General features: G+C 63.6%; 23 protein-coding genes. 17 read left to right on the top strand and 6 right to left on the bottom strand.

The features are described from left to right. Positions 1-83: 83 nt before the first annotated feature. The 6 genes from AC1DZ8_RS10895 to motA all read right to left on the bottom strand — a co-directional run bounded on the left by AC1DZ8_RS10895 (position 84) and on the right by motA (position 5,014). Positions 84-521: a hypothetical protein gene (locus AC1DZ8_RS10895; RefSeq protein ID WP_477288253.1), complete on the bottom strand. Its 438-nt coding sequence runs from the start codon at positions 519-521 to the stop codon at positions 84-86. Beyond that, positions 518-1,600, bottom strand: coding sequence for a flagellar biosynthesis protein FlhB (gene flhB, locus AC1DZ8_RS10890; RefSeq protein WP_477303550.1), 1,083 nt, complete (start codon positions 1,598-1,600; stop codon positions 518-520). The genes AC1DZ8_RS10895 and flhB overlap by 4 nt, the downstream gene beginning before the upstream one ends. A gap of 19 nt (positions 1,601-1,619) precedes the next feature. After that, positions 1,620-2,639: a flagellar motor switch protein FliG gene (locus tag AC1DZ8_RS10885; protein WP_477303551.1), complete on the bottom strand. Its 1,020-nt coding sequence runs from the start codon at positions 2,637-2,639 to the stop codon at positions 1,620-1,622. Positions 2,640-2,747: 108 nt separating this feature from the next. Further along, positions 2,748-3,137: a flagellar motor switch protein FliN gene (gene fliN / locus AC1DZ8_RS10880; protein WP_477303553.1), complete on the bottom strand. Its 390-nt coding sequence runs from the start codon at positions 3,135-3,137 to the stop codon at positions 2,748-2,750. Positions 3,138-3,170: 33 nt separating this feature from the next. Next, on the bottom strand, positions 3,171-4,103 hold the full coding sequence (locus tag AC1DZ8_RS10875; RefSeq protein WP_477303555.1) for a FliM/FliN family flagellar motor switch protein: 933 nt from the start codon (positions 4,101-4,103) through the stop codon (positions 3,171-3,173). Between the two features lie 35 nt (positions 4,104-4,138). After that, positions 4,139-5,014, bottom strand: coding sequence for a flagellar motor stator protein MotA (gene motA / locus AC1DZ8_RS10870; protein ID WP_477288263.1), 876 nt, complete (start codon positions 5,012-5,014; stop codon positions 4,139-4,141). 143 nt (positions 5,015-5,157) lie between these two features. On the opposite strand from motA, the gene AC1DZ8_RS10865 reads away from it, so the two are divergent. The 17 genes from AC1DZ8_RS10865 (at position 5,158) to fliF (ending at position 20,752) form a co-directional block, all read left to right on the top strand. After that, on the top strand, positions 5,158-6,969 hold the full coding sequence (locus tag AC1DZ8_RS10865; protein WP_477303557.1) for a DUF1217 domain-containing protein: 1,812 nt from the start codon (positions 5,158-5,160) through the stop codon (positions 6,967-6,969). Positions 6,970-6,976: 7 nt separating this feature from the next. Then, positions 6,977-7,702, top strand: coding sequence for a flagellar basal-body rod protein FlgF (gene flgF, locus AC1DZ8_RS10860; protein ID WP_112559340.1), 726 nt, complete (start codon positions 6,977-6,979; stop codon positions 7,700-7,702). Between the two features lie 3 nt (positions 7,703-7,705). Next, positions 7,706-9,127 (top strand): flagellar protein export ATPase FliI, encoded by a 1,422-nt coding sequence (gene fliI / locus AC1DZ8_RS10855; protein ID WP_477400871.1) that lies wholly within the window; start codon positions 7,706-7,708, stop codon positions 9,125-9,127. After that, the gene (locus tag AC1DZ8_RS10850; protein WP_477303559.1) at positions 9,114-10,328 is read left to right on the top strand and encodes a hypothetical protein; all 1,215 of its coding nucleotides are present in this window, start codon (positions 9,114-9,116) and stop codon (positions 10,326-10,328) included. The genes fliI and AC1DZ8_RS10850 overlap by 14 nt, the downstream gene beginning before the upstream one ends. 91 nt (positions 10,329-10,419) lie before the next feature. Then, complete coding sequence (flgB, locus tag AC1DZ8_RS10845) at positions 10,420-10,800, top strand: flagellar basal body rod protein FlgB (RefSeq protein WP_477260886.1); 381 nt, start codon at positions 10,420-10,422, stop codon at positions 10,798-10,800. A gap of 2 nt (positions 10,801-10,802) precedes the next feature. Next, positions 10,803-11,219 (top strand): flagellar basal body rod protein FlgC, encoded by a 417-nt coding sequence (flgC, locus tag AC1DZ8_RS10840; protein WP_142865957.1) that lies wholly within the window; start codon positions 10,803-10,805, stop codon positions 11,217-11,219. After that, on the top strand, positions 11,219-11,554 hold the full coding sequence (gene fliE, locus AC1DZ8_RS10835; RefSeq protein ID WP_192254420.1) for a flagellar hook-basal body complex protein FliE: 336 nt from the start codon (positions 11,219-11,221) through the stop codon (positions 11,552-11,554). Before flgC ends, fliE begins: the two co-directional genes overlap by 1 nt. An 11-nt stretch (positions 11,555-11,565) precedes the next feature. Next, positions 11,566-12,354 (top strand): flagellar basal-body rod protein FlgG, encoded by a 789-nt coding sequence (gene flgG / locus AC1DZ8_RS10830; protein ID WP_477303564.1) that lies wholly within the window; start codon positions 11,566-11,568, stop codon positions 12,352-12,354. A 6-nt stretch (positions 12,355-12,360) separates the two neighbouring features. Then, entirely contained in the window at positions 12,361-12,885 is a 525-nt protein-coding gene (flgA, locus tag AC1DZ8_RS10825) for a flagellar basal body P-ring formation chaperone FlgA (protein WP_477303566.1), read from the top strand. Next, a complete protein-coding gene (locus tag AC1DZ8_RS10820) occupies positions 12,882-14,123 on the top strand; it encodes a flagellar basal body P-ring protein FlgI (protein WP_477233034.1) in 1,242 nt (413 codons plus the stop codon). The genes flgA and AC1DZ8_RS10820 overlap by 4 nt, the downstream gene beginning before the upstream one ends. A 3-nt stretch (positions 14,124-14,126) precedes the next feature. Beyond that, positions 14,127-14,702, top strand: coding sequence for a MotE family protein (locus tag AC1DZ8_RS10815; RefSeq protein WP_477303568.1), 576 nt, complete (start codon positions 14,127-14,129; stop codon positions 14,700-14,702). Continuing rightward, positions 14,699-15,403: a flagellar basal body L-ring protein FlgH gene (flgH, locus tag AC1DZ8_RS10810; protein WP_477303570.1), complete on the top strand. Its 705-nt coding sequence runs from the start codon at positions 14,699-14,701 to the stop codon at positions 15,401-15,403. Before AC1DZ8_RS10815 ends, flgH begins: the two co-directional genes overlap by 4 nt. 17 nt (positions 15,404-15,420) lie before the next feature. Next, complete coding sequence (locus AC1DZ8_RS10805; RefSeq protein ID WP_477303572.1) at positions 15,421-15,921, top strand: flagellar basal body-associated FliL family protein; 501 nt, start codon at positions 15,421-15,423, stop codon at positions 15,919-15,921. Continuing rightward, a complete protein-coding gene (fliP, locus tag AC1DZ8_RS10800; RefSeq protein WP_192254432.1) occupies positions 15,918-16,649 on the top strand; it encodes a flagellar type III secretion system pore protein FliP in 732 nt (243 codons plus the stop codon). Before AC1DZ8_RS10805 ends, fliP begins: the two co-directional genes overlap by 4 nt. Positions 16,650-16,862: 213 nt before the next feature. Continuing rightward, entirely contained in the window at positions 16,863-17,747 is an 885-nt protein-coding gene (locus tag AC1DZ8_RS10795; protein WP_477303575.1) for a flagellin N-terminal helical domain-containing protein, read from the top strand. Positions 17,748-18,028: 281 nt separating this feature from the next. Then, positions 18,029-18,913 carry a flagellin N-terminal helical domain-containing protein gene (locus AC1DZ8_RS10790; protein ID WP_477400868.1) on the top strand — a complete coding sequence of 295 codons (885 nt, stop codon included), beginning with the start codon at positions 18,029-18,031 and terminating at the stop codon, positions 18,911-18,913. A gap of 195 nt (positions 18,914-19,108) precedes the next feature. Continuing rightward, positions 19,109-20,752 (top strand): flagellar basal-body MS-ring/collar protein FliF, encoded by a 1,644-nt coding sequence (fliF, locus tag AC1DZ8_RS10785; RefSeq protein ID WP_477303579.1) that lies wholly within the window; start codon positions 19,109-19,111, stop codon positions 20,750-20,752. The last annotated feature ends 1 nt before the right edge of the window (position 20,753 follow it).

The raw sequence follows: 20,753 nt of genomic DNA, 5'->3' as shown, positions 1-20,753 counted from the left end.
GGAGCGTACATGAAGGTACGCGAGCACCGGAAGCGCAGAAAGTGCCATTTGCAGCCCGGCATGGCGACTTTTGGATCAGACACTCAGCGATAGGCGAGCGGCTCGGTCCTCCGGATGCGCGCCTCTTCGATCACCGTTTCCAGCAGGACCGTGTTGTGCTCCGGGTCTTCGCCGGGCTTCTCGAACGATACATAGTTGACGGCAACCGAAGACCTCTCCTCGCTCAGCGTCAGCTGGAAATAGACGGTGACGCCGGGCGGCCTGAGCTCGAGATCGAGCACGATGCGCGGGCTGCCGCTCCAGTCGACATGCGCTTCACCGCCATGGCCGAGCCGCAGCGTGCCCGGCAGGAAGAAAAGCTCAACCGCCGAATCCACCAGGTCCGACAGGCAAGCGAAATGCTCCAGCCGGATGAAGGCGATGTAGTCGGCGACATCGATCAGCCGCAACTCGTCGACCACCTGCTCGATGGCCTTGGCGACGATGAGTTCGCGGGATTTTGCGTGCGGTTGGCGGTTCATGAAATTTGTCTCCGCTCAGCCTTTTTCGAGTAGACGATCCGCACCAGTTCGGCGACGGCCTGGTAGAATTGCGACGGGATCACGCTATCAACCGAAACTTGCTTGTACATGGAGCGGGCGAGCGCGACGTCCTCGAAGATCGGGATGTTGTGCTCCTTGGCGATCTCGCGAATCTTGAGCGCCACCAGGTCCTGGCCCTTGGCCAGCACCACGGGTGCCGAATCCTCGTCGCGGACATATTTAAGCGCGATGGAAAAGTGCGTCGGATTGGCGATGATCAGCGTCGCGCGCGGCACCGCCGTCATCATCCGCTTGCGCGCCCGGTCACGCGCCAGCGAGCGCAGCCGCGACTTGATGATCGGATCGCCCTCGGACTGCTTGAACTCGTCCTTGACCTCCTGCTTGGTCATGCGCAGATCCTGCTTCCAGTGGAAGCGCGACCAGACGACGTCGACAGCCGCGATCAACCCCATGACGAAGACGATCGCCACCAATATGTCGACGGTGATGCTTTTGATGACGAGGCCGAAAGCGACAGGGTTGGTGATCATGCCGGCCAGCAGCTGGCGGTAGTCCTGCGACAGCGTGAAGTAGAGCACGATGCTGGCGAAGCCGAGCTTGCCCAGCGATTTCAGGAATTCGACCCAGCCCTGAATACCGAACGTCCTGGTCCAGCCCTTGGCTATCGAGATGCGTGATAGCTGCGGCCGGATTCGCTCTCCGACGAATTGCGGCATGTTCTGCAGCACCGAGGCGCCGATGCCGGCCACCACCAGCAGCACCAGCAGGCTGACGACGGCACGGCCGATCTCCATCATCACGGTCTTGTAGAGCGCGATGACGTCGGTCTCAGTGTCCATCGGCCATGCCTCGGGTTTTTCCAGGAACATGGACAGGAACATGCCGAGATCGACGACGGCATCCTTGGCGTAGAAGACGGTGAACACCAGTATGGCGATGAAGGACGCCAGGAGTGCGGCTTCCCGCGAATGGGGCAGCTTGCCCTGTTCGATGGTGTCGCGGATTTTCTTTTCTGTCGCGTCTTCGGTTTTGGAGTCTTTGTCCGCCGCTTCAGCCATTTGAGGTCAGCGCTCGGCTTTAAGCCGCTTCGCTCTGCTGCGACGAGGACGGAAGTTCGAATGCCCCCTCGCGCGAAAGCCGGATCGTCGCCACCGCAATGGTCTTGCGCGCCGTCATGATGTCGACAAGCTGGATGCCTTCCGAGCCCTGTCCGAGTTCGGACTCAATCATGCGCCGCGACCGGGCGCCGATCGCCGACAGCACCGATTCCGTCAATCCGGGCGCAGCACCGCGCAGCGCCAGCGTGATCAGTTCGGTCGACAGCCCGTCGAACAGAAGCACCCTCGCCTTCTGCGTCAACAGCGGCAGATCGTCGAAGGCAAACAGCCTGGAGCGGACGCCGCCGAGGTCCGGCGTGCCGGCCTCTTCCAGATCCTGCATGACCTCTTCCAGCTGCGGCTTGTCCATTTCGTTGAGCACGCTGGCGACGCGCGCCTGTCCGGCCGATATGTCCTTGGTCGCGGTCTGCGCCAGCACGCTGGCGCGCAGCTGGTTCTCGATGATCCTGGTGGCCGCGTCGGGAATCGTCGCCATCGACACCATGCGCTTGATGATTTCGCTGCGCATCGGCTTTTCCATGGTCAGCAGAATGTTGGCCGCCGTTTGCGGCGCAAGCTTCGACAGCACCACGGCCGCTGTCTGCGGATGTTCGCCGGCAAGGAACGTACCCAGACGCGTTGGTTCGAGCTTTTCCAGTTCCGGCCAGATCGGCGGCGGTCCTTCCGGCGCAACCTCGAAGCGCTTGTCGCCCATGATGGCGCTCATCTCTTCGGGCGACAGCGATTCATTGAGGATGGTGTCCATCCGGTCGGCGGAATCGAGCAGGCCGGCGCCTTCGGTGAATTCGGCCTCGAATTCGGCGACGATGCGTTCGAGATCGCTCTGCGGAATGGTGCGCAACAGACGCGCCCCTTCGATCAGCGCCTTCAGCTCTTCCTGCTTGAAGAATTTCAGCAACCGGCTGGCCGACGGCTTGCCCATCGCCACCAGGATGGCGGCGGCCTTTTGCGGGCGCGTGAGTGTCACCGGCGTCGTCATGGCATAAGCTCCGATCGCTGCTGAGACCGCATATCGTCCATCCCTTTGAAGCAATTCCAGGAAAAGTGTGTGCGGTTTTCCGTCCGGAATTGCGTAAAAACAAATACTCTATGCGCTCTTGGTGGCAGCGATGATTTCGGTCAGCCGGATGCCGAAGCGCGACGGATCGCTTTCCAGCACGGTGATTTCGCCGCGCGCGATCTTGCGGCCGTTGACCACCACATCGACCGGTTCGCCGATGCGCCGGTTGAGCGCCACCGTCGAGCCCTTCTGCAGCGCCATCAGGTCCGACACCGGCATTTCCGTGCTGCCGAGAATGATCTGCACGTCGACCGGGATGCTCATGATGATGTTCGGATTGGTGCCGGACATGGCGGCCCGCAAACCGGCGTCGGGCCGCTTTTCCTCCTCCTGGAGCACGCCGCGCAATTCCTCGATGGCGCGGTCGAGCTGTTCGTCCGGCTGGTCGATATTGGCTTCCACCTTGGTCTTGGCCATACGTCGTCTCCAAATGCTTGGGTTTGCCCGGCGTCAGCCCGGCATAAGCCCATCGATAAAATCCTGACCGGCATCGTAAGGGTGCCTGATCCGGACGGTGTAATTCTGCCCGAGTTTGCCGAACTCGCAGACGAACAAAGTCTTGTCGCGCGCGCTCAGCTTTGCGTGCGACTGCGCCGTTTCCTCGAATTCGATGACCTGGCCAGGCTCGAAGCCGGCGAGGTCGCCGAGCGTCAGGCGTGCCAACGGCATGGTCGCTTCGAGCGTCACCGTCGAGCGCATCACCTCTTCCGAAAAGCGTGCCCGCCAGTCGGAGGTCGTGCCTTCGCCGTCATGGACATCGGCGATACCGCGGGTTGCTAGCAGGATGCGCTGCGGGATCATCACCGTGACCGTGCCGCTGTCGGTCGGCGTCGAGATGCCGAACACGATGCGCACCGCCGCGCCATCGCGCAATACGCGGCGCCTGGCTTCGTTGCCCGAAAGCGCCCGCGGCACCGGCAGCCGCAATTCGAGCGAGCGGCGGCCCGATCCGTTCAGCGCCTGCGCAACCTCCTGGAAGACCGTCGTCGCCACGTCCGTCTCGATCTGCGACAGCTCGCGCTCGATCGGCGCAACCGGCTGATCCGGATCGCCACCGAACAGCGCGCAGACCATGACTGCGATCGCCGGTGCATCGATCACCAGTGTCATCGCATCGGAAGAGGTCGGCGATGGGATGATGGTCATGGCAAAGCTGTCGCCGGCATGCACGCGCGCATCCGGCACGCGGCTGACCTCGACCGCGCGCAGGTCGACGGTGACTTGAGCGCCGAGTTCGCCGGCCAGGCTCTTCTGCAGCAGCGGCAGCGCGCGCTCACCCATCGAGCGCCCGGTGCCGATGACGTGAGCGGCCTCGCCACTGTCACCGACCAGACGCTCGATGATCAGCGAGCGGGCTTGCGAGGGGCTGCCAGGACTTGTCATGACGGCGTGCGGTCCTGTCTGTCGTCATGCATGGCTCAGGCCGCTTTCTTCTCGGCGGAGGCAGTGTTCATCGTACTCTGCTCGACGGCGTCGATGGTCGGCCGCTCATAGGACGAGATGGTCTTGCGGCCGAACTCGATCGCCACCTGCGGCAGGGCGCCGTTCATGTAGGCGAGCAGCGTCTGCTTGACGATGATGTAGAGGCGGTTCTTCTTCTCGCGCACCGTCTTGATCTTGGTGGCAACCGGCCCGACCACGGCATAGGACAGGAAGATGCCGAGAAAGGTTCCGACAAGGGCGGCGCCGATCAGGCCGCCGAGGATTTCCGGCGACTGGTCGAGCGCGCCCATCGCCTTGACCACGCCGAGCACGGCGGCGACGATGCCGAGCGCCGGCAGGCCGTCGCCCACTGCGACGAGCGCGTGATAGGCCTTCATCTTGTCGGACTTGATGGTCTGGATTTCCTCATCCATCAGTGCCTCGATCTCATGCGAGCGGGCATTGCCGATGATGATGATGCGGCAGTAGTCGCAGATGAAATTCGTCAGATCGTGATTTTTCAGCACGGTCGGGAACGCTTGGAAGATCGCCGATTCCTCGGGGTTGTCGATATGCGCCTCGACCTCGCTGCGCGACTTCGAGCGCAATTCGCGCATCAGGCTGTGCAGGACGCCCAGCGTCTCCAGATAGTCGCGCTCCTTCGGCACCGCCTGCTTGAAGGCTTCCAGGATGCCCTTGCCGGTGTCCTTGACCGTCTTCATCGGATTGGCGACGAGGAAGGTGCCGAGTGCGGCGCCGCAGATGACCACCGCTTCCCAGGGCTGCATCAGCACATGCAGATGGCCGCCCATGGCCATGAAGCCGCCGAGAACACAGCCGAGCGTCACCACAAGTCCGATCAGAATGCCCACGCCAGATCCTTCCACATCACGTCAGGCCTAACCGATAGTCCTCGTGCCTTGTGTGAGGCTTGAATCACACATCGCGAGCCGATTCAGCCTCGCGCAAGCAAGTCCGCATACTCTGTCACTGAAGCTGCGACCGGAGGCACGTCGTGTTGAGCACTTTTACCAGCTACCAGCTCATCGCCAGGGATATTCCCAAGGCGATCGATCGCATCGAGGCGGACCCGATCACCAAGCGCGACACCGACTACTATCTGGCCAACATCGGCAGCGTGAAATCGATCGACGATTTCGTCAAAAACACCCGGCTGTTCACCTATGCCATGAAGGCCTTTGGCCTTGGCGACATGGCCTACGCCAAGGCCTTCATGGTCAAAGCCCTGAAGGAAGGCGTCTCCGACTCCGATAGCTTCGCCAACAAATTGACCGACAAGCGCTACGCGGAATTCGTCTCGGCCTTCAATTTCGCAGCGCTGGGTGCGGATGCCACCAGCTACAATCCCGCGCAGCAAGGCGTGACCAAGAACTATACGGCCCAGATTGGGCTCGGCGCCTTGCAGAACGGGTTCGACTACTACAAGGGCGAGACCTCCTACTTCATTAGCAACATCTCGAACGTCAAATCGATCGACGATTTGATGGGCAACGATCGCCTGCTCACCTATGCGATGGCCGCATTCGGCCTCGATGCAGACGCCGAAGCGCCTGCGACCGTCCGCGCCATGCTGGAAGGCGGCGTCACCGACCCTAACAGCCCCGCAAACACGTCGACCAACAAGGGCTATGCGGCCTTCGTCGCCGCCTTCGACTTCGTCCAGTATGGCGACCAAGCGACAGCACGCGACGCCGTTCAGCAGGCGGTTCCCAAAGCCATCATGGCCGGAACCGGGCTGGTGCTGGTCAAGCCGACCGCGCAATATATCAAGGGCGAGGCCGACTACTACGCGGCCAACATCTCCAAGGTGAAGTCGATCGAAGACCTCTTGAAGGACAAGCGCCTGCTGACCTTCGCCATGGCTGCCTATGGGCTGGACGCATCGACCCAGACGGCCAGGCAGATCCGCACGATGGTCAACGGCGGCGTCACCGATCCGTTGAGCCCCGCCAACCAGTTGACCGACAAGAGCTACGCCAACTTCGTCAGCGCCTTCGACTTCGCCCAGTATGGCGACCAGACGACCACGCGCGACGCCGTGCTGAAGACCACGCCGAAACTCTACACGACCGAGTCCGGTCTTGGCCTCATCAAGCCGAATGCCGACGCCGTCCAGGCCGAGACCAGCTACTACCTCGCCAACATCACCAAGGTGAAGTCGATCGACGACCTGATGGCCGACAGCCGGCTGTACAACTATGCGCTGTCCGCAAGTGGGCTCGATCCGGCAACCACCAACAAGGATCTCGTCCGCGATGTCCTGGCGGGCGGCGTGCGCGATCCCGCCAGCATTGCCAACAAGCTCTCCAACAAGGCCTATGCCAGGCTCGCCACCTCGCTGAATTTCGAGGCTTACGGCGAAGCCGCAACGACACGCAGTCCGTCGCAGCAGCCGGTCATCGACAAATACATGCGACAGACACTGGAAGAGGATGCCGGCAAGACCAATGAGGGCGTGCGGCTGGCACTTTATTTCGAACGCAAGGCGCCGACGATCACCAACTGGTACGACGTCCTGGCCGACACCGCCTTGGCCAGCGTGGTGCGCACCGCGATCGGCCTGCCCGATTCCTTCGCCACCGCCGATATCGACAAGCAGGCGCAGGCCTTCGAGGCCAAGCTCGACCTGACCGATTTCACCGATCCGGCCAAGCTCGACAAATTCCTGACCCGCTTCACCAGCCTGTGGGAAATCAATCATCCGACCTCGACGGCATCGACATCGGTCGGCGTGCTGTTTGCCCAACCGACCACCGTCGGCATCTCGACCGATCTGATGATGGCCATGCAGAAACTGAAATTCTGAGAGCACCATGCAGGACAGCCTTTACGTCGCCCTTTCCTCGCAGATCGCGCTCGAGCGCCGTCTCGACACCATCGCCGACAATGTCGCCAACGCCTCGACCATCGGCTTTCGCGCAACCGGCGTGAAGTTCGAGGATGTCGTCTCCGGCAGCGGCCCCAAATCTGTATCCTTCGCCTCCTCCGGCAAAACCTATTTGTCCGGCGCGCATGGCGCGATGACGCAGACCGGCAATCCGTTCGACTTCGCCGTCCAGGGCGATGCCTGGTTCGGCATCGATACGCCGGCCGGCACCGTGATGACACGTGACGGGCGCTTTTCGATGAACGAGAACGGCGAGCTGATGTCGCTTGAGGGCCATCCGGTGCTCGATGCCGGCGGTGCGCCGATCCAGCTCGACCCGCGCGACGGCCCACCCAAGGCGGGCGCCGACGGTTCGCTGCGCCAGGGCGACAAACTCGTCGGCGCCATCGGCCTGTTCAATTTCGACCCAGGCCCGAATTTCGTTCGCTACGGCAATTCGGGCATCGTTCCCTCACGCGCGCCGGAGCCGGTCACCGACCGCTCCGATCTCGGCGTCGCGCAAGGCTTTGTCGAGGAATCCAACGTCAATCCGGTGCTCGAGATGACGCGCCTGATCATGGTTCAGCGCGCCTTCGAGAACACGGCGGCGCTGATGCGCCAGACCGACGCCTCGACCGACGACGCCATCAAGACGCTCGGCTCCAAGTCGTAGCGCATGTCGAGCCCGCAATCATCGATACGTGCGCTTGAACGGCAGCCGGAAGCAGCACCGGAAAACCGGCTGGCTGCGCTGGAGCGGATCTGGCACCGGTTCGACGATACGGAAACTCTGCTGCGGCGCGGCGGTCGCGTCGCCGAGGTTTCGCCGACGCACTACAAGGTGCGCGGCCTGTCCAAAGTCGCCAGGCTCGGTGACCTCGTCGAGCAGCGCGGCCAAGCCGGCACGCGCCGTGGCGAGATCGTCAGGATCGGCCGCGACGAGGTCGTCATTGCGCCTTTCGAACGCAGCGCCGATGCCGGCATCGGCGACGCCGTGTTTCGCCGCGGTCCACTGGTGGTAACGCCGCACGCCTCGTGGCGCGGCCGCGCCATCGACGCGCTGACCCGCGTCATTGACGGCGGTCCGCCGCTGATCAGGAACGGCGAAGCTGCAAGTGGCGACGGCACCACGCCCGGCGCCATGGCGCGGCAGCGAGTCGGCACCGCCTTCACGACCGGGGTCAAGGTCATCGACATCTTCACGCCGCTTTGCTTCGGCCAGCGCCTCGGCGTTTTCGCCGGATCCGGCGTCGGCAAGTCGACGCTGCTTGCCATGCTGGCCGGCGCCGATGCTTTCGATACGGTGGTGGTGGCGCTGATCGGCGAACGCGGCCGCGAGGTGCGCGAATTCCTCGAAGACACGATCGGTGCGCAAAGCATGGCCAAGACGGTCGCCGTCGTCGCCACCAGCGACGAGAGCGCCATGATGCGGCGGCGCGCGCCCGACACCGCCATGCGCGTCGCCGAACATTTTCGCGACCAAGGCCACCGCGTGCTTCTGGTGCTGGATTCGATCACCCGCTTTGCCCATGCGCTGCGCGAGGTGGCGACCGGAACCGGCGAACCGCCGGTCGCGCGCGGCTATCCTGCTTCGGTTTTCACCGACCTGCCCAAGCTGCTTGAGCGTGCCGGACCGGGCGCTGAAGGCCCAGGCGCCAAAGGCCAGGGATCGATCACCGCCATCATCTCGGTGCTGGTCGACGGCGACGACCACAACGACCCGGTCGCGGATTCGGTGCGCGGCATTCTCGATGGCCACGTCGTGCTCGACCGCGCCATAGCTGAACAGGGCCGCTATCCGCCGGTCAATCCGCTGTCGTCGATCTCGCGCCTTGCCGACAAGGCATGGAGCCCCGAGCAGCGCATGCTGGTGACGAGACTGAAGTCGATGATTTCGCGCTTCGAGGACACGCGCGACATTCGCCTGCTCGGCGCCTATCAAGGCGGCGCCGATGCCGAGCTCGACATTGCGGTGCGCCAGGTGCCGCTGATCTACGAAGCGCTGACGCAGTCGCCAAAGGACCGCGCCTCGAACGACGCATTCTCCGACCTCGCCCGTCATCTGAAAGGCAAGCAAAGTGTCGATGCAGGAGACTGAGCGCCAATACACCGAACGGCTTTTGCGGGAGATGCTGGCCGAGGCCACCGCCGCCGAGGAAGCCAGGGCTGACGAAGCACGGGCTGCCAAGGCGAAAGCTGAACGCGCCAAGGCAGCCAAAACCGAGGCCGCATTGGCCAGGGCGGCCAAGCCACCTTTGCCGAGACTGGTCCAGCCTGCGTTGCGCAGCGTGCCCGAACCTGCCTTGCTCGGCTCGCCTGAGGCTGCCTTGCCGAGCGTAGCCAACCTTGCCTTGCCAGGCATGGGTGAGCCATCCACGCCCGGCGCGTTCAGGCTTGCCCTGGTCGGTGCACCGAAGGCTGCCTTGCGCGGTATGTCCAGGCTTGCATCGGGCAGCGCGAAGCTTATATCGAGCAGCGCGTCCAAGGCGGCGTCGCGCAAAGCAGCCAGGGTAGCGGCGCGCAAAGCAGCCAAATCTGCCTCGCGCAAAATGGCAAAGCCTGCACCAACCGACGAAGCCAAGTCAGCATCGCTCAGGGCAGTCGAACCTGCATTGCGCAATGTCGGCAAGCCTGCCTTCCCGGAGGTGGCCAGACCTGCGCCTCCCGCTTTCGCCAAGCCCCCACTGCCCAAGGCTCCGCATGCCGAACTCAACGAGGCGATCGCGGCCAGCCGTGACTCGCTGCTCGACGGGCTCTTTCCCGACGTCGACTGGCCGCAGCCGCCAAGGGCGCAGTTTCCCAGGTTGAAAAAGAAGGATGACCGCCGCAGCGATATCGTCTTTGCCGCGCTCGGCATCACGCTCGGCCTGATATGCGCGCTGTTTCCCTGGTATATCTTCTTCAACCAGGACCAGTTCGGTGTCCAGGCGATCAAGTTCGGCGGCAGCGGCACCAATGCCGGTCGTGTCAGCGGTGGCTCGCAGATGGAAAATTCCGGCCAGCCGCTGACCGCAAACGATGTACCCGATGTCGACCTGTTCGCCACCGGCACGCTGCAGCACCCCGACGACAAGACCCAGCCTCCCGGGGCCGACGAGCAGCCCTTTCCGGGCGATCCCAAATTCCGCATGGTTCATGTCGCCAACGGCCGCGCCATGATCGAGGACGATGCCGGCCTGTGGATCGTCCAGCGCGGCTCGAAGCTGCCTGATGCCAGCACCGTCTCGTCGATCGAGCAGCGCGGCGGCAAATGGGTCATGGTCACCAGCACCGACCAGGTAATCGAACTCTCCAACTAATCCCACGCTTCAGCTGCGGCACGGGCCGGCCCGCGCAAGGTCCGCGCAAGACTGGCGGCCTAGTCTGGTGCGTACCAGCCTGGAGATCCCCATGGAGCCCGTCAACCTTTTCGATCTTGCAGCCAAGCAGTCGCAATGGCTGTCCGTGCGTCAGTCCGCCATTGCCGGCAACATCGCCAACGTCAACACGCCGGGCTACACCGCCGGCGATGTCGAGCCGTTCGAGAAGGTGCTCGACCGCACGGCGGTGTCGCTGACCGCGACCCAGGAAGGCCACCTCGGCACTGCCGCCACCAATGCCGGCTTCACGGTCAAGCCCGAAGAAACCACCGGCGCGATCATGCCGTCGAAGAACACCGTGGTGGTCGAGAACGAGCTGATGAAGGCCGGCGAGGTCCGTCGCTCCTTCGAGCTCAACACAGCGATCGTCAAGGCCTTCCATTCGATGATGATGATGGCGGTTAAGACCTGACCATGGACGCGCTCACCGCAGCCCTCAAGATCGCCGCATCCGGCCTCGGCGCCCAGTCGGACCGTTTGCGCGTGGTTTCGGAAAACCTTGCCAACGCGCAGTCGACCGGCAACACGCCGGGCGCCGACCCCTATCGCCGCAAGACCATCAGCTTCGTTTCCGAGCTCGACCGTGCCTCGGGCGGCACGATGGTCGAGGTCAACTCCATCGACCGCGATCCCAGCGACTTTCCCGTCGAATTCCAGCCCGGCAACGAGGCCGCCGACGACAAGGGCTATGTCAAGATGCCCAACGTTAACGTGCTGGTCGAGATGGCCGACATGAGCGAAGCCAACCGTTCCTACGAAGCCAACCTTCAGGTCATCAAGCAGGCGCGTGATCTGATCTCCATGACCATCGACCTGATGAGGAACCAGTAATGATCAGCGGCATTGGCGGTATCGGATCGCTTCCCCTCAAGCCGGAGATCGGCGGCACTGATGCCGCGACCGACCTGTTTCAGGGCACCACGGCGCCAATGGCCGGCGGCGAAATCGCCGGCACCTTCGCCGAGGCGCTGAGCCAGGCTGCCTCGAAGACCGTCAACACCTTGCAGAATGCCGAACAGGTCTCGATCCAGGCGCTCAAGGGCGACGCCGATACCCGCCAGGTCGTCGACGCCGTCATGAGCGCCCAGCAGGCCCTGCAGACCACGATCGCCATTCGCGACAAGGTCGTCTCCGCCTATCTCGAAATCAGCCGTATGGGCATCTGAGGAGACTTGCCGTGAAAGCACTCGCCATTGCAGCGACCGGCATGAACGCCCAGCAGACCAATCTGGAAGTCATCGCCAACAACATCGCCAACATCAACACCACCGGCTACAAGCGCGCGCGCGCCGAATTCTCCGACCTGCTCTACCAGGTCGACCGCTCGCAAGGCGTGCCCAACCGCTCCAACTCCTCGCTGGTGCCGGAAGGGGTGTCGATCGGCCTCGGCGTCAAGACGACGGCGGTGCGCAACGTCCATACACAGGGCGAGCTGACCTCGACCGGCAACAGTTTCGACATGGCGCTGACCGGCCGCGGCTGGTTCCAGATCGAGGGTGCCGACGGCGGCACGCTCTACAGCCGCGCAGGCGCCTTCAACACCAACGCCACCGGCCAGCTCGTGACCGTCGACGGTGCCAATGTCATCCCGGCCATCACCGTGCCGGTCGACGCCATCGAAGTCATCGTCAACAAGACCGGCCAGGTCTTTGCCCGCATCGACGGCCAGACCGATCTCCAGCTGCTCGGCCAGCTGCAGCTCGCCAACTTCGCCAACGAGGCCGGCCTGGCGCCGCTCGGCGACAATTTGTTCCAGGAAACGCCGGCCTCCGGTCCGGCCAATGTCGGCGTGCCCGGCGATCCCGGCTTCGCCACGGTCCAGCAAGGCTATCTCGAGGCGTCCAACGTCGATCCGGTCAAGGAAATCACCGAGCTGATCTCGGCGCAGCGCGCCTATGAGATGAACTCCAAGGTCATCCAGGCCGCCGACGACATGGCCTCGGTCGTGTCCAAGAACATCAGGTAAGGTTTGATGCTCTCTCCGGCCTCCCGCTTAGCGCTTTGCCGCACCGCGCTGATCCTCGCGCTGGCGGCCGGCGGCGTGCCTGCTTTTGCCCAGGAGAGCGCAGACCAGCAGGCAACGCAGGTCGCCAGCAACCAGGCGGCCGGCGAAGTCGTGTTGATTCCCAACCGGGTCATCTATCCCGGCGAGATGATCGATACCGGCGCCCTGAAGCCGGTGACGCTGCTGCCCGGCAAGCACAGGCCGGATGCGGTTGCCACGCAGGCCGAGGAACTCCAGGGCAAGGTCGCCAAGCGCACGCTGCTCCCCGGCCGCTACATTCCGGTCGCCGCCATCCGCGATGCCTGGCTGGTCGAACAGGGCGCCGCCGTGCAGGTCTATTTCATCGCCGGTGACCTCACCATTTCGGCCACGGCGGTGTCGCTGCAGCCGGGCGCCGCGGGCGATCTGATCAAGGTCCGCAACACCGACAGCGGCAAGATCTTTTCCGGCACGGTGATGGCCGACGGCACCATCCGGGTCAGCGCATCATGAGACGCGGACCTGCCCTTCTGCTCGCGGCCATTCTCGGCCTGCAGCCGGCGCTGGCCGACGGTCTTACGCCGAAGCAAAAGCGTGATCTCGCCGGCCAGAATGGTGGCGCCTTTGTCGACCCCGAATACGACCCGGCCACAACCAGCCGCATGTTCAGGGTGTCCAACGGCCCAAGCTCGCTGCCGCCCGGCCAGGTCGCATCGCGCATCAAGGACATCGCGCAACTGCAGGCTTCGCGCGACAACCAGCTTGTCGGCTACGGCCTCGTCATCGGCCTCGCCGGATCGGGCGACAGCTTGCGCAATTCGCCCTTCACCGAACAGTCGATCCGCGCCATGCTGGAAAATCTCGGCATCGCCACCGAAGGCGGCAGCGCGCGCGCCAAGAACGTCGCCGCCGTCATCGTCACCGCCAACATGCCGCCCTACGTCCAGTCGGGCGCCCGCATCGACATCGACGTCTCCTCGATGGGCGACGCCACCTCGCTTGCCGGCGGCACGCTGGTTATGACGCCGCTGAAGGCGGCTGACGGCGAGATCTACGCTGTCGGGCAAGGCTCGGTGATCGTTTCCGGCTTTACCGCGCAAGGACAGGCTGAGCAGCTGACGCAGGGCGTGCCGACGGCCGGCCGCGTGCCCAACGGCGCCATTGTCGAGCGCACGGTGCGCGCCGAGTTCGAAGACCAGTCGCTGCTCACCTTGCAGCTGCGCAATCCCGATTTCTCCACCGCCGTTCGCATCGCCGACGCCATCAACGGCTACACCTCACAGCGCTTCGGCATGCGCGTGGCGGCCGAGCGCGATGCGCGCACCGTCCAGATCAGGCGGCCGAAGAATGTTTCGGCGGCACGCTTCTATGCCGAGATCGAGAACCTGGTGGTCGAATCCGACACGCCGGCGCGGGTCGTCATCGACGAGCGCACCGGCACCATCGTCATCGGCAACGAGGTCAAGATCTCACGCGTGGCGATCAGTCACGGCACGCTCACCGTGCGCATCACCGAACAGCCGAAAATCGTCCAGCCGGAACCCTTCTCCAAGGGCGTGACGGCTGAGGAACCCTTCACCACCATCGAGGCCACCCGGCCCGACGCCCGCGTCGCCGTGCTCGACGGGCCTAATCTCGAAACGCTGGTGTCCGGCCTCAACCGTCTCGGCGTCAAGCCGGACGGCATCATTGCCATCCTGCAAGGCATCAAGTCGGCCGGCGCTTTGCAGGCCGATCTGGTTCTTCAATAGGCCATGAAGATGATCGATCGCCTTTCCCCAAAACATCGCCGCAACGCAGCCCTGGCAGCCTGCGCCGTCGCCACGCTTCTCGCCGCCACCTCGGTCGGTGCTGAAGAACCAGTGCGGCAGGTTCTGCCCGGCGGGCAGCAGCCGGCGGCAGCCCAGCAGCTGGTTCGCGAGAAAGCGCCGGACGAAAGCGAAATCCAGCGCTTCTGCTCCAACATCGCCGATGCCGCCCGCGACCGCCGCTACGCGCTGCAGGCCGAAGAGCTGAAGCAGCTGCAGGCCGGTATCGACCAGCGCATGAAGGCGCTGGACGACAAGCGCGCCGAATACGAGCAATGGCTGAAGCGGCGCGAAGTTTTCCTGGCCCGCGCCGAGGACGGCGTCGTCAAGATTTATGCCGGCATGAAGCCGGACGCCGCCGCCGAGCGCCTGGCCATGGTCACCCCCGATCTCGCCGCCGCCATCCTGATGAAACTCGATTCGCGCAAGGCCGGCGTCATTCTCAACGAAATGGACCAGAAGGCTGCGGCCACTCTCACCGGCATCATGGCCAGCGCGGCCCGAAGGGTAGATCCGTCATGAAGTTGCAGTTGCTCGTCCTGGTCGCGGCTGCCTCGCTGTCCGGCTGTGCCATCGACCCGAAGGAGATCGGCAGGGAGCCGGTGATGTCGCCGGTCGGCTCCGGCATTACTGGTAGCGTCAATGCGCCCTATGCATACCCGGAAGAGCCGCGGTCGCCGGTAAAGAAATTCTCGCTCTGGGACGATCGCCAGAGCCGATTGTTCACCGATCCGCGCGCGCTGCGCGATGGCGACATCCTGACCGTCAGGATCAAGCTCAACGACAAGGCCAACTTCAAGAACCAGAACGACCGCAGCCGCACCGCCGCGCGCAAACTCGGCTATGACGTCAAGCTCGGATGGGAAGATGCCAGCACCAGCGGCAAGGGCGACGCCGGCTTGAGCTCCAGCACCGAAACCAACGCCGACGGCGAGATCAAGCGTTCGGAAAACCTCGAGCTCAATGTCGCCGCTGTCGTCACCGAAGTGCTGCCCAACGGCAATCTGATGATCCGCGGCTCGCAGGAGGTGCGCGTCAACTACGAGCTCAGGGTGCTGACCATTGCCGGCATGGTGCGTCCCTCCGACATCGGCGCCGAAAACACCATTTCTTACGAACGCATCGCCGAGGCGCGCATCTCCTATGGCGGCCGCGGCCGGATTGCCGAGGTCCAGCAACCTGCTTACGGCCAGCAGATCCTCGACCAAGTCCTCCCCTTCTAGGTCAGGAGAACGGCGTCGTGGCAAATGTCGAACAGGTCCAGCCCAAGAAAGGCCCATCGCTTGTCATCCAGCTCGCGATGCTTCTCGCAGTGACGGGCGCTGCGATCGGCATGGGCTGGGTCTCCGGCGGCTATCTGAAGGGTGTCGGCGGACCGGTCCCGGTGCCCGCCGCACCCGAGAACCAGTCCAACGCCGAGCAGCCGAGCCCGGCCGCCGAACATGCGCCGGGCACCGGGCCGGCGCTCGTGCAGCTGCCGCCGATCACCACCAATCTGGCCGCGCCGGCCGATATCTGGATAAGGCTGGAAGCGTCGGTGGTCTATGACGCGCCGCAACCCTCGGAGATGACCGAGAGCATCCACCAGGACCTGCTGGCCATGGTCCGCACCTTGAAGATGCATCAGATCGAAGGAGCCAGCGGCTACCAGCATTTGAAAGCCGACCTCGAGGAGCGCGCAGCGATCCGCAGCGGTGGCCATGCCAAACAGATTCTGATCAGGACATTGCTGCTCGAATGAGAAAACTCATCCTCGCCGCCGCGATCGTCGTTGCTGCCACTTCTGTCGCCGCTGCCCAGCAGCTCGACCTCGGCGGCATCGGCAAGGCCGACGGCGCCACCGTCGGCTACATCATCCAGATGTTCGGCCTGCTCACCGTGCTGTCGGTGGCGCCGGGCCTGTTGATCATGGTGACGAGCTTCACCCGCTTCGTCATCGCCTTCTCGATCCTGCGCGCCGGCATCGGCCTGCAGTCGACGCCGGCCAATCTGATCCTGATCTCATTGTCGCTGTTCATGACCTTCTATGTCATGGCGCCGACCTTCGACCAGGCCTGGAACACCGGCGTCAAGCCGCTGATGGACAACCAGATCAGCCAGACCGAGGCGTTCGAGAAGATCTCGGACCCGTTCCGCACCTTCATGCTGCACAACGTCCGCGACAAGGATTTCGACCTGTTCGCCGATCTCGCCCGCGAACGCGGCCAGGTGGTTGCCAAGGAAACCGTCGACCTGCGCATCCTGGTGCCGGCCTTCATGATCTCCGAAATCCGCCGCGGTTTCGAGATCGGTTTCCTGATTGTGCTGCCGTTCCTCGTCATCGATCTGATCGTTGCCACCATCACCATGGCCATGGGCATGATGATGCTGCCGCCAACCGTCGTTTCGCTGCCCTTCAAGATCCTGTTCTTCGTCCTCATCGACGGCTGGAACCTGTTGGTCGGCAGCCTGGTGCGATCCTTCACCTGACCGCCGGCGGCGCTGCGTGGCGCCTGGCTAAAACTTTATCCAATATATTTCCGGTTAACCGTCCCGTTTAGCCCTTTGGTAGGGACTTGCCCGCATATTGCTCGCAGATGGCGGGTGATCGGGTCTCACGATCATTGGCATGATGCCGCTCCGTCATACCGGAAAAGCCGGTATGCAAAAAAACACCCTGTAAAAATCAAGGTACGAGTAGCCATGTCCAGTATCATGACGAACGCCTCGGCGCTGACCGCGCTGCAGAGCCTGAACAACACCAACAAATCCCTCGAGCAGACGCAGGCCCGCATTTCGACCGGCTACCGCGTCGCCACCGCCAGCGACAACGCTGCGTACTGGTCGATCGCGACCTCGATGAAGTCCGACAACAAGGCACTTTCGGCCGTTCAGGACTCGCTCGGCCTCGGCGCCGGCAAGGTTGACACCGCCTACACCGCCATCAACGACGTCAAGGACCAGGTCGACCTGATCAAGTCCAAGCTCGTCACCGCTCGCGGCGCCTCGAAGGAAGACCAGCAGAAGATCGCGACCGAAATCAACGCCATCCAGGCGCAGATCAAGTCCTCGGTCGCCAACGCCAACTTCGCCGGCTCGAACCTGCTGCAGAACGACGGCCTCGCTGCGTCCGACCTGAAGATCGTCGCTTCCTACAACCGTACCGGCGCGACCGTCACCATCGACACCATCGACGTCAAGGCTTCCGATACGCAGGTTCTCGACGTCGCCGGCACGGGCGGCATCGTCGGCGGCCTGCTCGCCACGGCCTTCTTCGATCCGAGCACCACGGCGGTTGCTTCCACCGCCATCGACACCGCGCTCGGCACCGTTGAAACGGCGCTTGCCAAGCTGTCCACCGGCGCTGCCTCGCTCGGCGCTGCCAAGTCGCGCATCGACACCCAGAAGAGCTTCCTGTCGAACCTGTCGGACTCCATCGACAAGGGCGTCGGCGCTCTGGTCGACGCAGACATGAACAAGGAATCGACCCGTCTGCAGGCCCTCCAGGTCCAGCAGCAGCTCGGCATCCAGGCGCTGTCGATTGCCAACGGCAACTCGCAGTCGATCCTGTCGCTCTTCCGCGGCTGATCTCTCGACTTTACGACTGACAAGATCCGATCGGGCCGCGCCAACAGCGCGGCCCGATTTCTTTTTGTGGCTGCTGATTTTCTGTTTAAATGGCGGCCGATTTTGCTTTTGGCCGGCGCCCGGATTGGCTTGTTTTAACAGGCCATTAACCATATCCCGCTAGTCATGGTTAACCATACCATGGCGGGCAGACCAGACGGTCGATGGGCTTATGCCTACCCCCTGATGAAGTTGATCCGGCGTGTGCAGGACACGCCAGTTTTTGAAAAGGGGTAGATATCTTGGCAAGCATCATGACGAACGCTTCGGCGCTGACCGCGCTGCAGAGTCTGAACAACACCAACAAGCAGCTCGAAATGACCCAGGCGCGCATTTCGACTGGCTACCGCGTCGCCACCGCCAGCGACAACGCCGCCTACTGGTCGATCGCCACCACGATGAAGTCCGACAACAAGGCGCTTTCGGCCGTCCAGGACGCGCTCGGCCTCGGCGCCGGCAAGGTTGATACCGCCTACACCGCCATCACCGACATCAAGGACCAGGTCGATCTGATCAAGGCCAAGCTGGTTACCGCGCGCAGCGCCTCGAAGGACGACCAGCAGAAGATCGCGACCGAAATCAAGGCCATCCAGGACCAGATCAAGTCGTCGGTCACCAACGCTTCCTATGCCGGCTCGAACCTGCTGCAGAACGATGCTACTGCAGCCTCCGACCTGAAGATCGTCGCGTCCTACAACCGCACCGGCACGACCGTCGCGATTGACACCATCGACGTCAAGGCTTCGGATACGCAGGTTCTCGATCTTCCCGGCACGGGCGGCATCGTCGGCGGCCTGCTTGCTGCGACCTTCTTCGATCCGAGCACCACCCAGGTCCTCCCGGCTGCCATCGACACCGCACTCGGCGCTGTTGAAACGGCGCTGGCCAAACTGTCCACGGGTGCCGCCTATCTCGGCGCCGCCAAGTCGCGCATCGACACCCAGAAGAGCTTCCTGTCGAACCTGTCGGACTCCATCGACAAGGGCGTCGGCGCTCTGGTCGACGCCGACATGAACAAGGAATCGACGCGGCTGCAGGCCCTCCAGGTCCAGCAGCAGCTCGGCATCCAGTCGCTGTCGATCGCCAACGGCAACTCGCAGTCGATCCTGGCGCTGTTCAAGCAATAGGCCTGACCCGGCTTTCCTTGCCTTCGAATTGAAGGGCCGCGCCAACAGCGCGGCCCTTTCGCTTTGTGGCTGTGTTTTGATGCATGTCGTTGGCCCGGAACCGCCGCACACTTCCGGGCGACATGCTCTATCATCTTCGCACAAGCTTCGCGGTCTAGTGTTCCCACGGAATATCATGCTGGGAGCGCTTGAATCGTGCCGCAACAGATCCAGAGCATCATCTCGAATCTCAGGGCATTTGGCGTCAGGCGCCTTGCCATGCTGGCCGGTATCGCCGCGCTGGTCATGGCCGTCATCGGCATTGGCTCGGTCTATCTCAACCGCCCCGCCTACGAGACGCTCTATGTCGGGCTCGACCGTTCCGACGTTAACCAGATCGGCCTGGTGCTCGGCGAGGCTGGTATCGGCTTCGACGTCGGCTCCGACGGCACGTCCGTGCTGGTGCCGGCCGGCACCACCGCGCAGGCGCGCATGCTGCTTGCCGAAAAGGGCCTGCCGACCAGCGCCAATGCCGGCTACGAACTTTTCGACAATGTCGGCGCGATGGGCCTGACATCCTTCATGCAGCAGATCACCCGGGTGCGCGCGCTGGAAGGCGAGATTGCCCGCACCATCCAGTCGATCGCCGGCATCAAGGCGGCACGCGTCCACATCGTCATGTCCGAGCGCGCCAATTTCCGCCGCGACGAACAGCAGCCCTCGGCCTCGGTTGTGATCCGCTATTCCGGCATCGACGCCGAAAAGAGCGCCATGTCGATCCGCCATCTCGTCGCCGCTGCGGTCCCCGGCCTGTCGGCCGACAAGGTGACCGTGCTCGATTCCAACGGCAATCTGCTGGCCGCCGGCGACGACCCCTCCAACACCAGTGCTGCCCGCACGCTCGGCGTCGAGCAGACTGTCGAGGCGCAGATCGGCGACAACATTCGCCGTGCACTGACGCCCTATCTCGGACCAGACAATTTCCGCGCCAGCGTCAAGGCCGATGTCAACACCGACACCCGCCAGACCGAAGAAACGATCTTCGATCCGGAGTCGCGGGTCGAGCGTTCGGTGCAGTCGGTGCGCGCCAACGAGAACAGCAACCAGAGGCAGACCTCGACTCCGGCCAGCGTCGAGCAGAACCTGCCCGAGACCCAGGCGACCAGCACCGAAGGTCCGCAGACGACATCGGCCAACGACCGCAAGGAGGAGATCACCAACTACGAGATCAACTCCAAGAAGATCGCCACCGTCTCCAACGGTTACTCCGTCACCAAGATGTCGATCGCCGTCGTCGTCAACCAGCAGCGGCTGATGACCATCCTCGGCAAGGACGCCACCCCCGAGCAGATCGCCAAGCGCGTCGCCGACATCCAGAAGATGGTGGCCTCGGCCACCGGCTTCGACGACAAGCGCGGCGATATCATCGACGTCTCGGCGGTCGAGTTCATCGACGGCCTGGACGGCGAGCCGATCGAGCAGCCGGGCATCATGGCATCGATCGGAATCCATGCCGGCACGATGATCAATGCCGGCGCCTTCATCGTCGTGGTGTTCCTGGTCGCCTTCTTCGGCCTGAGGCCGATGGCCGCCGCGCTGACCGCGCGGCCGACGCCCGCACTCGCCAGTCCAAGCTTCGACGATGTCCAGCGTTCGCTGCCGACACCTGAAACCACCGCCACTGCCGAACCCCCGCCGGCGGCATTGCCGAGCGGCCGTCCCGGGCCGACCCCGCTTGACGATCTTCGCCAGAAGATCAGGCCGGCGCCACAGGAACGGCTTGCCCGCATGGTCGATCTCAACGAGGAGCGCACCGCGCAGATCCTGCGCAAATGGGCGGCCCAGGAAGCAGCGGTGTAGA

The sequence above is a fragment of the Mesorhizobium sp. P2_F7 genome, assembly GCF_056403695.1.
This window is presented reverse-complemented; position numbering and strand designations above follow the sequence as displayed.

Excerpts from the sequence above, each read along its gene's own strand:
- AC1DZ8_RS10895 (WP_477288253.1), bottom strand. The coding sequence starts at position 521 with ATGAACCGCCAACCGCACGCAAAATCCCGCGAACTCATCGTCGCCAAG.
- flhB (WP_477303550.1), bottom strand. The coding sequence starts at position 1,600 with ATGGCTGAAGCGGCGGACAAAGACTCCAAAACCGAAGACGCGACAGAA.
- AC1DZ8_RS10885 (WP_477303551.1), bottom strand. The coding sequence starts at position 2,639 with ATGACGACGCCGGTGACACTCACGCGCCCGCAAAAGGCCGCCGCCATC.
- fliN (WP_477303553.1), bottom strand. The coding sequence starts at position 3,137 with ATGGCCAAGACCAAGGTGGAAGCCAATATCGACCAGCCGGACGAACAG.
- AC1DZ8_RS10875 (WP_477303555.1), bottom strand. The coding sequence starts at position 4,103 with ATGACAAGTCCTGGCAGCCCCTCGCAAGCCCGCTCGCTGATCATCGAG.
- flgF (WP_112559340.1), top strand. The coding sequence starts at position 6,977 with ATGCAGGACAGCCTTTACGTCGCCCTTTCCTCGCAGATCGCGCTCGAG.
- fliI (WP_477400871.1), top strand. The coding sequence starts at position 7,706 with ATGTCGAGCCCGCAATCATCGATACGTGCGCTTGAACGGCAGCCGGAA.
- AC1DZ8_RS10850 (WP_477303559.1), top strand. The coding sequence starts at position 9,114 with ATGCAGGAGACTGAGCGCCAATACACCGAACGGCTTTTGCGGGAGATG.
- flgB (WP_477260886.1), top strand. The coding sequence starts at position 10,420 with ATGGAGCCCGTCAACCTTTTCGATCTTGCAGCCAAGCAGTCGCAATGG.
- flgC (WP_142865957.1), top strand. The coding sequence starts at position 10,803 with ATGGACGCGCTCACCGCAGCCCTCAAGATCGCCGCATCCGGCCTCGGC.
- fliE (WP_192254420.1), top strand. The coding sequence starts at position 11,219 with ATGATCAGCGGCATTGGCGGTATCGGATCGCTTCCCCTCAAGCCGGAG.
- flgA (WP_477303566.1), top strand. The coding sequence starts at position 12,361 with ATGCTCTCTCCGGCCTCCCGCTTAGCGCTTTGCCGCACCGCGCTGATC.
- AC1DZ8_RS10820 (WP_477233034.1), top strand. The coding sequence starts at position 12,882 with ATGAGACGCGGACCTGCCCTTCTGCTCGCGGCCATTCTCGGCCTGCAG.
- AC1DZ8_RS10815 (WP_477303568.1), top strand. The coding sequence starts at position 14,127 with ATGAAGATGATCGATCGCCTTTCCCCAAAACATCGCCGCAACGCAGCC.
- flgH (WP_477303570.1), top strand. The coding sequence starts at position 14,699 with ATGAAGTTGCAGTTGCTCGTCCTGGTCGCGGCTGCCTCGCTGTCCGGC.
- fliP (WP_192254432.1), top strand. The coding sequence starts at position 15,918 with ATGAGAAAACTCATCCTCGCCGCCGCGATCGTCGTTGCTGCCACTTCT.
- AC1DZ8_RS10795 (WP_477303575.1), top strand. The coding sequence starts at position 16,863 with ATGTCCAGTATCATGACGAACGCCTCGGCGCTGACCGCGCTGCAGAGC.